This is a genomic window from Nostoc sp., from assembly GCF_036917755.1.
In the GTDB taxonomy this organism is placed as follows: Bacteria; Cyanobacteriota; Cyanobacteriia; order Cyanobacteriales; family Nostocaceae; genus Nostoc.
Window position 1 is genome coordinate 21,445 of sequence record NZ_JBALFC010000154.1, and the last position, 14,906, is coordinate 36,350.

11 protein-coding genes and 1 tRNA gene are annotated in these 14,906 nt (G+C 42.5%); 7 read left to right on the plus strand and 5 right to left on the minus strand.

Going from position 1 to position 14,906, the window contains the following annotated elements:
- Positions 1 to 591: 591 nt before the first annotated feature.
- Together V7L05_RS32430 and V7L05_RS32435 are read left to right on the plus strand one after the other, a co-directional pair.
- Positions 592 to 1,986 (plus strand): S-layer homology domain-containing protein, encoded by a 1,395-nt coding sequence (locus V7L05_RS32430; RefSeq protein ID WP_335170390.1) that lies wholly within the window; start codon positions 592 to 594, stop codon positions 1,984 to 1,986.
- A gap of 490 nt (positions 1,987 to 2,476) precedes the next feature.
- Positions 2,477 to 3,241 (plus strand): SGNH/GDSL hydrolase family protein, encoded by a 765-nt coding sequence (locus V7L05_RS32435; protein WP_335170391.1) that lies wholly within the window; start codon positions 2,477 to 2,479, stop codon positions 3,239 to 3,241.
- 135 nt (positions 3,242 to 3,376) lie between these two features.
- Here the strand turns inward: V7L05_RS32435 and V7L05_RS32440 are convergent, their stop codons facing one another.
- The gene (locus V7L05_RS32440; protein WP_335170392.1) at positions 3,377 to 6,841 is read right to left on the minus strand and encodes a hypothetical protein; all 3,465 of its coding nucleotides are present in this window, start codon (positions 6,839 to 6,841) and stop codon (positions 3,377 to 3,379) included.
- Positions 6,842 to 6,963: 122 nt separating this feature from the next.
- Between V7L05_RS32440 and V7L05_RS32445 the strand changes: the two genes are divergently transcribed.
- Together V7L05_RS32445 and V7L05_RS32450 are read left to right on the plus strand one after the other, a co-directional pair.
- On the plus strand, positions 6,964 to 7,338 hold the full coding sequence (locus tag V7L05_RS32445) for a hypothetical protein (RefSeq protein ID WP_335170393.1): 375 nt from the start codon (positions 6,964 to 6,966) through the stop codon (positions 7,336 to 7,338).
- 128 nt (positions 7,339 to 7,466) lie between these two features.
- Positions 7,467 to 7,904, plus strand: coding sequence for a hypothetical protein (locus V7L05_RS32450; protein ID WP_335170394.1), 438 nt, complete (start codon positions 7,467 to 7,469; stop codon positions 7,902 to 7,904).
- A gap of 385 nt (positions 7,905 to 8,289) precedes the next feature.
- On the opposite strand, the gene V7L05_RS32455 is transcribed toward V7L05_RS32450, so the two are convergent.
- Positions 8,290 to 8,362: transfer RNA gene (locus tag V7L05_RS32455), tRNA-Thr, on the minus strand.
- Positions 8,363 to 8,395: 33 nt separating this feature from the next.
- Between V7L05_RS32455 and V7L05_RS32460 the strand changes: the two genes are divergently transcribed.
- Positions 8,396 to 8,683: a DUF3493 domain-containing protein gene (locus V7L05_RS32460; protein ID WP_335170395.1), complete on the plus strand. Its 288-nt coding sequence runs from the start codon at positions 8,396 to 8,398 to the stop codon at positions 8,681 to 8,683.
- Positions 8,684 to 8,762: 79 nt separating this feature from the next.
- On the opposite strand, the gene V7L05_RS32465 is transcribed toward V7L05_RS32460, so the two are convergent.
- The 3 genes from V7L05_RS32465 to V7L05_RS32475 all read right to left on the minus strand — a co-directional run bounded on the left by V7L05_RS32465 (position 8,763) and on the right by V7L05_RS32475 (position 12,744).
- A complete protein-coding gene (locus V7L05_RS32465; RefSeq protein WP_335170396.1) occupies positions 8,763 to 10,448 on the minus strand; it encodes a DUF1565 domain-containing protein in 1,686 nt (561 codons plus the stop codon).
- A 558-nt stretch (positions 10,449 to 11,006) separates the two neighbouring features.
- On the minus strand, positions 11,007 to 11,420 hold the full coding sequence (locus V7L05_RS32470) for a hypothetical protein (RefSeq protein ID WP_442936995.1): 414 nt from the start codon (positions 11,418 to 11,420) through the stop codon (positions 11,007 to 11,009).
- Positions 11,421 to 11,772: 352 nt separating this feature from the next.
- On the minus strand, positions 11,773 to 12,744 hold the full coding sequence (locus V7L05_RS32475) for a M48 family metallopeptidase (RefSeq protein ID WP_334943743.1): 972 nt from the start codon (positions 12,742 to 12,744) through the stop codon (positions 11,773 to 11,775).
- A gap of 125 nt (positions 12,745 to 12,869) precedes the next feature.
- Here V7L05_RS32475 and V7L05_RS32480 point away from each other — a divergent pair, with 125 nt between their 5' ends.
- Both V7L05_RS32480 and V7L05_RS32485 read left to right on the plus strand, forming a co-directional pair.
- Positions 12,870 to 14,417, plus strand: a complete 1,548-nt coding sequence (locus V7L05_RS32480) for an ATP-dependent DNA helicase (RefSeq protein ID WP_335170398.1) — start codon at positions 12,870 to 12,872, stop codon at positions 14,415 to 14,417.
- Positions 14,418 to 14,609: 192 nt separating this feature from the next.
- Complete coding sequence (locus V7L05_RS32485; protein WP_335170399.1) at positions 14,610 to 14,825, plus strand: DUF2839 domain-containing protein; 216 nt, start codon at positions 14,610 to 14,612, stop codon at positions 14,823 to 14,825.
- Positions 14,826 to 14,906 lie beyond the last annotated feature (81 nt).

Genomic DNA, 14,906 nt, shown 5'->3' on the forward strand with positions numbered 1-14,906 from the left:
ATCAGTTATCCGCTCTGGTAATTGAATATTTTGAGAACTATCTGAAAAATTGATTCATGATCTTGCAGTCTGCCAGATTAATTTTGATAGGACTTACGCAGTGAAAACCTGAAACCTCGTTCGCGTAGCGTGCGCGAAGCGCACTCCCCCCTAACCCCCGATAAATTGGGGGGGGATCTGAAAAGCCACCTTTTTAAGGGGGTTGGGGGATCTCTTCTGCGTAAGTCCTATTTGATTAGTTCGTAGTGGGTGGCTCTAACCTTCATCTCAGAACTAAGGGACTACCAAAATCACAAAACTCTTATCTAGCAAGCATTCCAGATTTATTTGTGTTTTTTTTCCGAAAATGTTAGTTTGCCAGAATTTTAGGGAATTCTATAAATAAGCATGGGAATAAAACCTAATGGCTGTAAAACAAAGACAACACGGTAGCTTTTAGCTACCGTTTACTAATTTTTTGAGATATCATCATCTTCACTAATACGAACAAGAGCAGGAGGACTGGAGGAAATGCCCAATCCCCTATTCGGATTCCCATTTAATGAACAGTCTGCGCTAGGGTAGGAATTGAAACTCAATTTGTGATTTCCTGTGCTTCCCTGTAAACCTCCAGCTGTATTTCTAATTTGGGCTGTTCTACTCACTTCGTTAACAGCCTGTGCTAACAGTCCAGTCGCCAAAAACCTTGAGCAATCTTTGGCGGCAGATCCTCAGCTGCAAAACAATCCAGCTGTCTTTGGAGAATCTCAGGTTAAGCCACCGCAAGCACAGCCAAACGAATCAACAATTCAGTTACCAGCTGATTTTCCCAAAGATATCCCTCTATATTCCAATGCCAAACTACAGGAAGTTACACCTGCTAGCGGCTCAGAAAACAGAATCTCAACTCGTTGGTTGAGTTCTGATCCCAGCAACTTTATTGCTAGCTTTTATCGCAGCCAGTTTCAAACAAATAACTGGCAGATTTTGCAACAGCCAACAGATGATGCGGGTGGTGCTTTTGAGGCACGTCGTAACGATTTGCTGTTGAAGGTTTCGATTCAGCCTAAATCAGTTACTAAGGCCACACCGAATCAACCCCAAACAGCCACTGAATTATTGATTGAGTACGTACCGAATAGTACTACAACGGCACAACCTACGCCAACTACAAATCCTAACGAAACTAATAACGCCGTTCCTCAACCAGGCAATTCACAGTTCATTGGCCCGGTACCACCTGCAAATTTGGCAGCACAGCCGCCAAGCACGGCTAATAACCAAACAACTCCTACAGCCACAACCGAATCTCAGGCTTTTAATGATCTGAATAAGGTACCGCAAGAATGGCGGCAACATATCCAAGACTTGGCTACATTAGGTGTTTTATCTCTAGAACCAAAGGCAACTAAGAGCAACTCTACTACCACAACTAACCAATTTGAACCCAGTAAAATCGTTACACATCGGGAATACGCCCGTTGGCTAATTGCTGCTAACAATGCTATGTATGCCAGCAATCCAGCGAAACAAATTCGCTTGGCATCAGAAAGTACTCAACCAATTTTTAGTGATGTGTCGGCAAAAGACCCTGATTTTCCAGCAATTCAGGGATTAGCCGAAGCTGGGTTAATTCCCAGTCCTTTGTCTGGAGATTCTACAGTAGTTTTGTTTCGTCCTGATGCACCCCTAACACGGGAACAGTTGCTGCTGTGGAAATTACCCCTAGATACTCGCCAAGCTTTACCCTCTGCTAACTTAGATGCTGTCAAACAAACCTGGGGTTTCCAAGATACAGCGCGAATTGACCCCAAGGCTTTAAGAGCAGTGTTGGCTGATTACCAGAATAGCGAACAATCGAATATTCGGCGGGTATTTGGTTATACGACCCTGTTTCAACCTAAAAAACCAGTAACTCGTGCTGAAGCTGCTACAGCTTTGTGGTATTTCGGCACTCAGGGTGAGGGTGTATCGGCTGCTGAGGCTTTAAAGTTAAAGCGCGGTTAGTCCATCGGTAGCATAAAAGTGGGCAATTACCACCCCTTAGTATGTAAATTTTGTTATTTCTTTGTAATATACCGATTTTTTATCAAGAAAATGTAAATCTAAGTATTTACAGCGTTTTTATCTGGGTTTGATAAACTTTTGAGGGACAGTTAAGCAAAACAACGTAAATTAACTTATAGGGGACTTCCAAGAAATAAATTATTCAAAGAAACGAACCACAGAGGACGCAGAGAACACAGAGAGAAGAGAAATAGAGAGGATTTTTGCATCAGTTTTGGGATATTTTTTATTTGGAAGTCCCTAGACGTACTTACAGCAGAATTCAGGAGTCAGAATTCAGGAGTCAGAAGTAAAACACGCTTTATACCTGGCTTTGAGACTTAACTTGTGTACTTCATCTTTCTTGAAATCTGCTGTAATTTTGATGTAACTTACTATCGGACTTTCATTACTTTTAGACAGACTAAGGAATACCACAGGTAAAACGAATATGAAAAAACAAGCGATCGCAGCAGGATTTGTTCTATTTTCTTTCATGTTGCCGGCCAAAGCCTCGGCTGCGAGTTTTGATCAGCTTTATGTCTTTGGTGATAGTCTTTCCGATACAGGCAATATATATAATGCTACCGGGAAAACATACCCTGCAAGCCCACCTTACTTTGAAGGACGTTTTTCCGATGGGCCGCTCTGGGTGGATTATCTCGGAGATCAGCTAGGATTAAAGCCCACTTTATTGACTGATATTAATTTCACTACTATTCCTCCCACACCAATTCCTACCCAAGGAATAAACTTTGCTTTCGGTGGTGCTAGCTCTGGTTTAGATAACGCTATCCTTCCGAATCAGAATTTACCGGGAGTACTCAAACAAGTCCTTGGTTTTGCTGGAACTCTGAAAGCAAATAATCAAACTGCTGCTCCAAATGCACTTTATACGTTGTGGGGAGGTGCGAATGATTTCTTTTTTCTCAACCCCGAAGACTCAACCACGCCAATCAGTAATATATCCCTAGCGTTGAATACTCTGGTAGGAGTCGGCGCGAAAAATATTTTGGTGTTTAACTTGCCAGATTTGGGAGAGCTACCAGCAGCGAAAATTGATAATCGCAACCCTACAACTCTTAGCAAATCAACTAATGAGTTTAACTTGGGTTTAGCAAAAACTGTGAGCGATTTGAGTCAAAACCCGAATCTCAACATCTTCTCTGTAGCTTTTGAATTTTTTCAAGTAGCCTTTCCTCTGAAATGCTATTAGCCTGCATTATTTACATTCTCCTTGCTGTTAGCAATTATTTGTAACTATTTTGCTTTTATTAGTTATGTCATGCGTTCATTATAGTTTTTAGTTCTCTCTCTATCCACGAAGGCGATCGCTAACTATCTCGATTTGTTAAAAGCTTTCTGCGAAACTATTAGAGGTATAATTGCTGAAATTTCGAAATGAGTCAAATTTGAAACCATAACCAACAGGTAAGTATTGGTTTTGTAATTCATTACGCTGCTGTCGCAATTCTTGGAGACGTTTTGCTAGGACTTGGGAATTTTCAGCTTTGCCATTTTGGATTTGATATTGTCCTACGGCTATTTTATCCCTGTATGTTTCTAATTGAGTGAATACTTCTGGGGGGAAGATGGTTTTAGAGTCGCGTTCGAGGATTTGTTCGACTAAATTGCGGGTTTTACTACGTTCAACATATTCAATTGCTTCGGTAATCTTATTTAATTGCCAGCAAACTTCTACCATGCGGCTATAAACTTGGTTAAAGTGTTCCGCTTGTTTGCGCTTGCTTTCTTCACCAGATACTATTTCTTCCCGTAAAGATTCTATACCAGCAATAGCAGATTTAAAATCATTGTATGCTAAGTCAAACTTGTTTGTATCTTGATGAGCAATTCCCCGCATCCACAAAGTTTCTGCCCAAGATTGAGGCAAAGCTTCTCTAGTGTGGAAAGTTAAAGCAGCAGTAGAAGCAGCGATCGCCTGTTCGATGTTATCTGCCTTGTCTCCTTTAATTCTCTTGGTGTAGGCAGCAGCGAGATTATTTTGTGTTGCTGCCCAATCAATAGGCAAAGCTTCTCTGGTTCTGACAGTTAAAGCAGCAGTATAAGCAGCGATCGCCTGTTCGATGTTATCTGCCTTGTCTCCTTTAATTCTACTAATGTAGGCAGCAGCGAGATTATTTTGTGTCATTGCCCAATCAATAGGCAAAGCTTCTCTAGTGTGGAAAGTTAAAGCAGCAGTAGAAGCAGCGATCGCCTGTTCAATGTTATCTGCCCTGTCTCCTTTAATTCTATCGCTGTAGGCAGCAGCGAGATTAATTTGCATTGCTGCCCAATCAATAGGCAAAGCTTCTCTAGTGTAGACAGTTAAAGCAGCAGTAGAAGCAGCGATCGCAATTTCGATGTTATCTGCCTTGTCTCCTTTAATTCTATTGATGTAGGCATTTGCCAGATTATGTTGCGTTACTGCCCATTCTTGAGGTAAAGCTTCTCTGGTGTAGACAGTTAAAGCAGCAGTATTAGCCGTGATCGCATTTTCGATGTTATCTGCCTTGTCTCCTTTAATTCTCTCAATGTAGGCATTTGCGAGATTATTTTGCGTCATTGCCCAATCAATAGGCAAAGCTTCTCTGGTTCTGACAGTTAAAGCAGCAGTAAAAGCCGTGATCGCAATTTCGATGTTATCTGCCCTGTCTCCTTTAATTCTACTGCTGTAGGCAATTGCCAGATTATTTTGCGTTACTGCCCATTCTTGAGGTAAAGCTTCTCTGGTTCTGACAGTTAAAGTAGCAGTATTAGCAGCGATCGCAATTTCAATGTTATCTGCCTTGTCTCCTTTAATTCTCTCCCTGTAGGCAATTGCCAGATTATTTTGCGTTCCTGCCCAATCAATAGGCAAAGCTTCTCTGGTTCTGACAGTTAAAGCAGCAGTATTAGCAGCTATTGCAATTTCGATGTTATCTGCCCTGTCTCCTTTAATTCTATGGCTGTAGGCATTTGCCAGATTATGTTGCGTTGCTGCCCAATCAATAGGCAAAGCTTCTCTGGTTCTGACAGTTAAAGCAGCAGTATAAGCCGCGATTGCAATTTCGATGTTATCTGCCCTATCTCCTTTAATTCTATCGCTGTAGGCAATTGCCAGATTATTTTGCGTCGTTGCCCAAGATTGAGGCAAAGCTTCTCTGGTGTAGACAGTTAAAGCAGCAGTAAAAGCCGTGATCGCAATTTCGATGTTATCTGCCTTGTCTCCTTTAATTCTCTCCCTGTAGGCAAGTCCGAGATTATTTTGCGTCATTGCCCATTGTTGAGGCAAAGCTTCTCTGGTTATGACAGTTAAAACAGTAGTATAAGCAGCGATCGCAATTTCGATGTTATCTGCCCTGTCTCCTTTAATTCTATTGCTGTAGGCAATTGCCAGATTATTTTGCGTTATTACCCATTCTTGAGGCAAAGCTTCTCTGGTGTAGACAGTTAAAGCAGCAGTATTAGCCGTGATCGCATTTTCGATGTTATCTGCCTTGTCTCCTTTAATTCTATCGCTGTAGGCATTTGCAAGATTATGTTGCGTCATTGCCCAAGATTGAGGCAAAGCTTCTCTGGTTCTGACAGTTAAAGTAGCTGTATAAGCAGCGATCGCAATTTCGATGTTATCTGCCTTGTCTCCTTTAATTCTATCGCTGTAGGCAAGTCCGAGATTATATTGCGTCATTGCCCAATCAACAGGCAAAGCTTCTCTGGTTCTGACAGTTAAAGCAGCAGTATAAGCCGCGATCGCAATTTCGATGTTATATGCCCTGTCTCCTTTAATTCTATTGCTGTAGGCAATTGCCAGATTATCTTGCGTCATTGCCCAATCAATAGGCAAAGCTTCTCTGGTGTACACAGTTAAAGCAGCAGTATAAGCCGCGATCGCATTTTCGATGTTATCTGCCTTGTCTCCTTTAATTCTATCGCTATAGGCAAGTCCGAGATTATATTGCGTCATTGCCCATTCTTGAGGCAAAGCTTCTCTGGTGTAGACAGTTAAAGCAGCAGTTAAAGCCGCGATTGCAATTTCAATGTTAGCTCCCCTGTCTCCTTTAATTCTATGGCTGTAGGCAATTGCCAGATTATTTTGCGTTCCTGCCCATTTTTGAGGCAAAGCTTCTCTGGTGTACACAGTTAAAGCAGCAGTTAAAGCCGCGATCGCATTTTCGATGTTATCTGCCTTGTCTCCTTTAATTCTCTCCCTGTAGGCAATTGCCAGATTATTTTGCGTTCCTGCCCATTCTTGAGGCAAAGCTTCTCTGGTGTAGACAGTTAAAGCGACTTCATAGCCAGTAATGGCAATTTCCATATTGCTGGCTTTGCTACCCAAGGGGAATTGCGCTATTAAACTGCTAAAAGAGAAAATAAATTCTGCTAAATATTCCGCCTCATCTGCTTTAGCTTTCCCAAGTGTATTTGTCCCCCAACGGCGCAATATTTCTGCTAACACTCCATCAAGTTTGTCTGTATTCTTTGCCAGCAAGGGGTAAACTACCTGGGAATTACCACTACTGTCTGCGGTTGCATGTAGTACCTGCATCAAGAATTGGTAATATATCTGTATCTCTTCCTGACTGAGAGACTGTAAATCTACTTTAGTATCTAGATTTAATACTTCCCTTAGTTGCATTGCCAAAGTTTGCAACCAATTCGCTGTATTCTCATCTCCGTGTTGGGAACACATCTGTGCTACTTCTTCTACCTTCTGCACAAAGCCAGCATCAAGTAACTGTTGGTTTGCTGCTAAAATCTCTGATTCTTCACCACTGGGGGAATCTAACAGGCTGCGAATAAGGTTGAGATAGGCTTGCTGACGCTGTTCGTTCATGGGTAAGGGTGTGAGAAATCACACTATTATAGTGTGTGAAAAATTTAACACCAGTACCCCAGATTTCGAGCAAGTATAGAGTTTTATCACAGGTGATGTGTGTCTGCCAATGAAAGAACCTCGTGGATAACGCATTTGTTATTTTGGCGATGCCTGGGTTGGGCTACGCCTACGCGTTTGTAATTTCCGCGTATGCATTTATAGATTTGGGGTTCGCGTTTGTTATTTCGGGGTTCGCAATTGCTATTTCGGGGTACGCAATTGCTATTTCGGGGTACGCAATTGCTATTTCGGGGTACGCAATTGTTATTTCGGGGTATGCATTTGTTATTTCGGGGTATGCATTTCTTATTTCGGGGTACGCATTTGTTATTTCGGGGTACGCATTTGTTATTTTGGGGTATGCAATTGCTATTTCGGCGTTCACATTTATTGATTTTGTCATTACTGTTGCTGATTGTACTTATTCTCAAACAACAAATCGATATGAAAAATGAGTAAAAACACAGGCAACCTCGTAATTATTTCGTTGAACTTTTAATGAAATAAATCCACAAAACTACCCATCTCAGGTAAAAGGATACTCCACTATGTTGAAAAAGGAATTATTAAAAAAGGATGTGTTATGTCTTTAAAAACTCGTGGATCTGCTGCTATTGACAAAGCCCAACTTCGTCTCGCCTTGCTTAAATCTATTGATGAAAATCTGGATTTAGGACATGGGTTAACCATTGAAGCTTACAGTCACTTAATCAACACTACCCGTGCGATGCTAGAAGCTAATAATACGCTGGTTTCCAATCTGGAAGAATCGCGTAAAACAGTAACCCAGATGGATAAAGCTCTCTCTGAAATATCTGAACGAATGCTAAGTGGAGTTGCAACTGTCTACGGCAGAAACAGTATAGAGTATTCCAAGGCTGGCGGCTCCAATCGAAAACGAACTAAACAATCTAGTTCAAAAGTTACTCCAGTTGTAGCGGTTCTTACGACTCAACCTACTCAAGCTGCAATTGCGAATGCGTTAACTAACGGTAATGGCACAACTCCTTTGCTGCAATAATCCACACCTACTTAAACAAGAAATCAGATCCCCGACTTTTTAGAAAAGTCGGGGATCTTTTTGTCGCCAACATTTTGTTATATTGAGGATGCGATCGCCATATAAAAATCTGGGTGTCTTTGCTACATCAGGAAAGTTGCCTGGAAGCTCAAGTTTGCTTTGATTTTTAGCTGCGGCGATGTCTGCGACGGGCTTCGCCTACGCTACCGAATTAGTAGTAAATACCTGAATTCCTGGCACTGTCACATAATCACTATCATCAGTAATAATCTAGATTTGATCACAACAATTTGTCACAACGACATTAATCTGTCACCGACGACAAATAATTAGTCACTGTACATGATTTGTGTCAAACTTGACTATTGAGCAATACTTTCATCAAAGCCGATGATGGGACTCGAACCCACGGCCTGCTGATTACGAATCAGCTGCTCTACCAACTGAGCCACATCGGCGTACACAATCTGTAAGTATAACATGAGTTAATCATGGTGGATCAAAATCCTAAAAATCGTCTTAATCCTGAACAATATGCCAGTCTCAAAGCAGAAATAGTTGCTCCTTATCGCGGTTTACGACAATTTTTCTATATCGCTTTCGGTGCTTCTGGCTTCCTCGGCGCATTCGTTTTTTTCTTCCAAGTGCTTGCCGGACGCGATGTTGACAGTGCTTTGCCTAGTTTAGCTCTCCAAGTAGCGATCGTTGCCTTAATGGTCTTCCTCTGGCGCTGGGAACAGCGTCAGCAACAACGCCCTGAATCGGTTAAAAAACCCTAAAATTAATAAAACTCACAATATTGGAAGCGCCAGACTAACTAATTATCAGTCTGGCGCTTTCAATTTGCTAACTAGACATTTACTGAACTGTTACCAAATAGGATGAAGGAATTGGTTGAGCGCGTCCAGCATTGACGAGTGCCTGGTAAACAAAGGCAGCAACTTCGGCTCTAGTCGCCTGACGATTAGGATTGAGTTGCTTCACTGTGGGATAGTTGATCACTAATTGCCGTATAGTTGCCGCAGCAACAGGTGCGATCGCATAATTAGGAATCTGGGCAGCATCGGTGTAAAAGTTAAGGACATTCTGATTACTCGTAGTTAAGCCCAAACCATTAGCTAAAGAGACTAACGCCTGCACTCTGGGAATTTGCTGCTGTGGCTTAAAAGTGCCATCGGGATAACCAGAAACAAATTGACCCTGGTAAGCAGATTGAATTGCAGCGTTAGCCCAGAAATTGCTTGCTACATCCTTAAACTTAATGACTGGGCGTTTGGCTGATGGTGTTAGGGCTTTAGTGACAATAGCGGCGAATTGAGCGCGGGTTACAGGTTCATTTGGTTTAAAGCTGCCATCAGGAAAGCCAGCAATAATATTTTGCGAGGCTAAAGCTTGGATGTAGGCTTTTGCCCAGTAATTTGCTGGCACATCTTTAAATCCTCCAGAGGGCGTGTTAACAGCTGCGGCAACAAAATCTACTGAGCCAAAAATCTTTTTCTGATCGATATCGTTGCCAACAGCGAGAATTTTACCGATTTTAGTGGCGTTGTTCACATCATAACGAGTGTTATTGCGGATCAGATTGCCACCAGGATTTTCGTTGGTGCCGAGGTCGGGTAAAGCATTAACAGTTGCTACTACTCCATCCCGTTTATTGTTCTGAATGACATTCTGACGCAATACGGGCTTGGCTGACTCTGAGATAAAAAGACCGTCTTGGTTTTCAATAATTTGGTTTTCCACAATTAGGGGTGTGGAAGTGCCACCGATCGCTAGACCAAAACCAGTATCCTGAAATAAGTTATTCCGAATTTCTCCTTGAGCAGCTTTAGTAATTGAAATCCCATTACCTTTGTTTTGCACAAACTGGTTACTTTCAATTTTGGGATTGCCTGTACCCGTGACAAAAACGCCCTCTCTGACACTGTTACTAAAAGTACTGTTTTTGATAATGGGATTAGTTGACTCCACCCAGACACCCGTACCCCGCCCATTTGGGTTGGTAACGCTGACACCAGCGATCGTGGTATCTTGCTCGGCAAGGATGGTAATATCCTGTCTGGCAAAGGAGCGACTAGTGTAGAAACCTCCACCTGTAATCAATATTGCCTGACCTTTAGTAGCTTCATCACCCCGCAGTGTCACCCCTGGTTTAAGCAAGAGGGGGAAGGTTTCGCCACTTTGCTGGTTGTAGTTCCCAGGTGCTAATTGAATAACTGCACCTGATTGGGCTTGACTGAGAGCGAAACTGATGCTTTTGTAGGGCGCAGATGACGTTGTACCAACACCAGTTCTATCTGCACCAGTTGCGGGATTAACGTAAATCACTGCGGCTGTTGCGGGAGTTTGTGCTGTGAGAGTTGGGATGATACCTTCTGGGTGAGTTGCACCAGCATTAACCTCACCCGGTAGTAGTATTGACCCACTAGAAACAACAAGCATTGCCGTTAGTCCGGCTCCTACGCGCAAAGTATATCTAAGATGACTGCTAGAAAGAAGGCGAAAATTTTTCGCTGGAGAAATGTGAAAACCCCGATATTTCATTTTTTGAGTCTGTGATGTGCTGAATTACGGTATGTCGAACAAGGTTGAAAGTAGCAGCCTTGTAGCTGCTATAAACCCATGCAAAACTATACTGGATGATTAGCACTGATTCAGCTAAATTCCCTAGATAAATCACAGAACTTATACATTAGTTATATTGTGTTATTTAGAAAATTTTATTGGTACACCATTTATGACAATTTAAGACAAAATTAGTTTTGTCAATAGTAATTACGCTAGAAATCAGCTAGTTGGTGGGGTATCAAATTCACATTTGTACTGATTTAACTCTGAGATACCTATCAATACGGTTCGGTTAAGGCAAGAGACGCGATAAATCGCCGTCTCTACAAAGGACTGATTATTGTAAAGACGGCGATTTATCGCGTCTTTGCGATCTCGGACGTGTCATTAAAAAACCTTATCCGAACGGTATTGAGATACCTATAAGAAAAAGTGCGATCGCGCGATCGCATTTAATCGAAAAGGCGATCGCAGAAAATATTATTGATATCTTAGATAACAAAGGCTGAGTATTTTACTCTATAAGTCAAACCTTTATTTCTGCTCTAATTTTAGGGAATGCCTAGATGAAACAGCTTTCATTTTCAAGTTCGTAAATTGCACGATCGCCTTTACCAATTCTTGCTGATTTGGTTGCAGATTCAGTCTTTCTAGGGCTTGATTCATGTTCTTACCAGTGCGGAGATTGTGAGTAAGTTGGGCACGTTGCGATGTGTTTAAGACTACCTCAATCTCTCTGTTTCTTCTCTGACGCACAGCTTGGAGTTGTTGCCTTTGTAGAGGAGTCAGATTAATCTCCGACGAGGTGGATTCGCTTGCAGTTTTGGTAGTTTGGGCGAAAATGACACCAGAAGTAGTAGGGAGTTGAACTGGTGCAGCTAAGGCAATTCCCGGAATGAAGAGAATAAGGGCAAGAATATTAACTAACACAAAAAGGCGTTTTGTCAAGTGAATTCCCATATTGATCAATGCCTACATCTAAATTTAATGCTCAGATTATAGTTAAGCAATTTTCAAGTCTTAATTTTGGAATCTTGAATTTATCTACTCCCAAGAATACTTTAACGCGGTATAAGAACTGACATATTGCACTAATTTTAAGTCAAGTGGGCACTGTTTACTGATGGCGAAAACATCGATTTAGTTACTTATAACAGTGCCCATCTACGGTAATTCAGGAGCATCTCACTTTCGTAAAAAGCCTTGTAAAACCTCACCCCAACCCTCTCCTTAGTAAGGAGAGGGAGCAAGAATCTTGTTTCTCATCTGGTATATTTAGTAATTCTTCCTTAATTACGAATTACGAATTAGGATCAGGTCTTCTCATTCTGTCAATTTCTCGTTGTAATTCTTCAATTTGACGGCGTAAAGTTTCTGTTTCATTTACGGAAGATTCTGCTGCAACATTTACTGCTCCTGAAGCAGGCGATCGCTGATAATTTCCGCGGCGAATTTGCTGATATTCTTCGGATACTGCCCATTGCCGTAAGTAATGCAAGCGTTCTACAGGGAAGGGATGGCTCAACATCATACCCTGAGCGCCACTGTACATCAAGAATTTATACACCTGATTGAGTCCATCTTCATCCAATGCCTGATAATTTTCTGACTGTTTGATAAATTCTTGTAAACTACATTCATTGGCATATTTGTTACTACCGCCAGAGACTTTCATCATCAAAGACATCACGGGATTCAAGTCATCCATTACTAGTAGTGCAGCGCGATCTGACGATAACTCAGCTTTCCGCCGCCACTCAAAAAAGGCGTAAATCAAGCCCTGAGAGACAAAATTGCCAATGCCGAAGGTCAATTCTCCCAAGGCAGAAGCAGCACTCATCGCCCACATCGCCATTTGAATTAAAATAGTATGACCACATTTAATATGCCCCAGTTCATGGGCTAACACCGCCCGAATCTCGGCTTCGTCTAGTAAGTCTAGTATCCCTGTATTTATGACTATGTAAGGATTCTCTTGTCCCAGTGCATAGCTATTTGCTTGGGGATTTTGCGAGACAAAGAGTGTCGGTTCTGGGTAAATGTCCAAATCTCGGACGCATTCCCGAAATATCTGGTAAATAGTGGAATATTGACGCGGCCCAACTTGGATGGTGCTACCCATTAGATAGACTAATTGAGGGCGTTCGTAGATAAATTCCACAAATTTACGAGCGATTAAATCAAATCCTGGTAAATTCCGTAAAGCTTGCTCGGCTTGACGATCTAGTGGATGCCTAAAGGCTTCGCTGGAAATTCCTGTGTAAGTTGGCATAATTTAGGGTAATTGGTGATTGGTCATTAGTCATTGGTCATTAGTTTTGGACAAATGACAAATAACAACATAATAGAAATGGGGCAATTGGAAGTAAAAGTAACTTTGTATGGGATTAAAAGCGTGTGATTGAGGCAGAAGTTCATTTGTCACTACATAACTTTTTGCGATCGCAAGCGGGGTTCCCTTCCTGGCCCCATCATTTGACGATGGCACGGTTGGTAGCACGCGCCTTGCGCCTGGGACGTAGCGCCCTAATTCAAGTCGGGGCGGTTTGTGGCTATCAAGGGCGGTATCGTACCAGTTTCGTAGCATCAGCCCTGATGTGGCATGGCCCTGTAATTATTGTTGCTCAAGAAGCTGTGCAGCAACTTCTGCTGCGGGTAGAAATTCCTCGTTTACAGCAGTGGCTACCAGCCAACAAACCGATTAGGACGGGTGACGCTTGGCCTGGTGGTGAATTCCAAGGGCTACTGTTGACCTCCCCAGAAGCTTGGTTAAAAGGACAATTGGCTGGTGGCGATCGCTTTCCCCAAGGCATCCCTACAATTATTGATGGGGTCGATGATTTAGAAGATTGGGTGCGTACTCAACTTACCCAAGATATTCAACCCCATGATTGGGATCAACTCATCCTAGCTTGTCCAAACGAAGCTGAGGCAATTCAGGAAGCACGGATACAACTGACACACGAACTTTTTCAGCATCCTGCCAATCCCTATGAATGCTATCTAATTTCCCAGCCAGAAATAGAAATTTTAAGCCGTCTCTATTCTGCTTTCGAGTCAGTACAAGCACTGCCAGAACCTTGGAAACAATTCTGGCAACAATTTCAAACCCTTGATGAAAATCTTTCCCCCCCTCTCTTCTGGGCGACTATTGCCCATCGACAAGGTTTATTTTCTCTGCACTACGCCCCAATGGAATTAGGCGAAATACTCTCCCCCATTTGGCAGCGACAACCAGTAGTTTTAATTGGTAGCGCTATAGAACCGGAAACTGAGGCTCCTCTTTTCCAACAGCGCCTGGGTTTAGACGATTTAACTTGCCTGAAGTTCTCTTCGGAGAGTCAAGCGGAAGCAATTCAACTGTATGTACCCTATAAGTTGCCCCTACCTAACACGCCAGAATTTCAAGCGGCATTTATTCATAAAGTCCGCACACTGGTTTGTTTAAGTGCTACAGCACCGGGATTAACGGTTGTCTTGGTGGGGGATGTACCACTGAAGTCTCAAGTTGCGGCAATTCTGGCCTCAGAGTTTGGTTCGCGGGTGCAAGTAGAAAAAACTTGTTTAGATGAAAATGGTATTTTGATTAGCGGTTGGGAATTTTGGCGAGAACATCAACGAGTCTTACCAGCACCCCAACTGTTAATTATTGCGACTTTACCGCTACCATCTTTGGAAAATCCCCTCGTAGCTGGTAGGGTAGCTCGTTATAAGCGATCGCATCAAGATTGGTTTCGTTTATATTTGTTGCCAGCAGCTTTGAATGAATTACAACGAGCGATCGCTCCAGTCAGAGAAAGTCAAGGGATTGTGGCTTTACTTGATAGTCGCGTAGTTAACCGCAGCTACGGCGCTCAAATTCTCGCAGCTTTAAGTCCTCTGGCACGCATTAACTATCTCGATCCCAGTCTGTTTTCTAACACTGGTGAAGAAAATTCTGCTTAAGGTCATTTGTCAATGCCCCATGCCCCATGCCCCATGCCCCATGCCCAATTTAAATTTTGTCAACCAAAGCGCGATCGTTTAACAGTAAGGATTATTATCAGCTTATGAAGGTGATGAAATTCATCGCCTCTCTGTAGCCATGATTCCTGGCAAGATAAATTTAGAACCTAAGTAAAATTTGAGTTGCTGATTATGGGTGAAGCAAAGCGTCGTAAAACCACACAAGGGGAAACATACGGTCAAGAGACTCGGATCTTGCCTTGGGTTCCCATCACAAAAACTCAAGGTGAACAATTTGTCACTTGGACAACTCGTGGTGCCTGGATAGGCATTGGACTGATGGTTGTAGGATGGGCAACTATCCGTTTTATCGGCCCAGCCTTCGGTTGGTGGCAAGTAGTCTCATAAATCCTGATGACTTACGCGAAAACTCTCTCATCTCAAACTATTATTTCTCCGTTATTTGAACCACATCTTTCGTAGGGGCAC

Coding starts and splice junctions, on each gene's coding strand:
- V7L05_RS32435 (WP_335170391.1), top strand. CDS start 2,477: ATGAAAAAACAAGCGATCGCAGCAGGATTTGTTCTATTTTCTTTCATG.
- V7L05_RS32440 (WP_335170392.1), bottom strand. CDS start 6,841: ATGAACGAACAGCGTCAGCAAGCCTATCTCAACCTTATTCGCAGCCTG.
- V7L05_RS32450 (WP_335170394.1), top strand. CDS start 7,467: ATGTCTTTAAAAACTCGTGGATCTGCTGCTATTGACAAAGCCCAACTT.
- V7L05_RS32460 (WP_335170395.1), top strand. CDS start 8,396: ATGGTGGATCAAAATCCTAAAAATCGTCTTAATCCTGAACAATATGCC.
- V7L05_RS32465 (WP_335170396.1), bottom strand. CDS start 10,448: ATGAAATATCGGGGTTTTCACATTTCTCCAGCGAAAAATTTTCGCCTT.
- V7L05_RS32475 (WP_334943743.1), bottom strand. CDS start 12,744: ATGCCAACTTACACAGGAATTTCCAGCGAAGCCTTTAGGCATCCACTA.
- V7L05_RS32485 (WP_335170399.1), top strand. CDS start 14,610: ATGGGTGAAGCAAAGCGTCGTAAAACCACACAAGGGGAAACATACGGT.